Source organism: Psychromonas algicola (assembly GCF_004378355.1).
Classification (GTDB): Bacteria; Pseudomonadota; Gammaproteobacteria; order Enterobacterales; family Psychromonadaceae; genus Psychromonas.
In genome coordinates, this window is sequence record NZ_SNUB01000094.1 from 1 (window position 1) to 528 (window position 528).

Sequence of the window (528 nt, forward strand, 5' to 3'; positions counted from 1 at the left end):
ACCATATTCAGATAATAATCCCCTTAACTGATTAACATCGCCTGTTCTTATTTTTACCATGCGTTCACTAATACGTTGTAGTGATTGGATATCTTGTTGCTCTGTGGATTTCACTGAAACAAAGCGTACTGTCGGTCTCATTGAAGCTTCTGCAATAGCCAGCGCATCATTTGCATCGTTCTTATTACCAATCACAAAAGGCTTCACAACGAATGGTGGAATTAATCTCACTGTATGGCCTAACTTCTCAATTCGTCTTCCCCATGGGTTCGAGCTGTAGCAAGCTTCCATCACAACTAAGGAAGGGGAAAACTGTCTTAACTCATGTAACAACTCTGAACGCTTCACTTTTTTATTGAAAATTATTTTACGGTTTTCATCTAAAACACAAATTTGAAAAATATTTTTTGCTAAGTCGATACTAATTACGCTACATTTCATGTTGGTCACTCCATATTTAGATTGATTTGCTGAATACTTATCTATCTTGGCACATTGCGATGCCGTTTTGGAGTGACCATCTCAGCA

The 528-nt window shown here is 37.7% G+C and carries 1 protein-coding gene; it reads right to left on the minus strand.

Annotation, left to right across the window (positions count from 1 at the left end; all coding sequences use genetic code 11):
* The coding region (locus E2R67_RS16500) for an IS110 family transposase (protein ID WP_166739418.1) at positions 1 to 441 on the minus strand (441 nt) is incomplete at its 3' end.
* Positions 442 to 528: the final 87 nt, after the last annotated feature.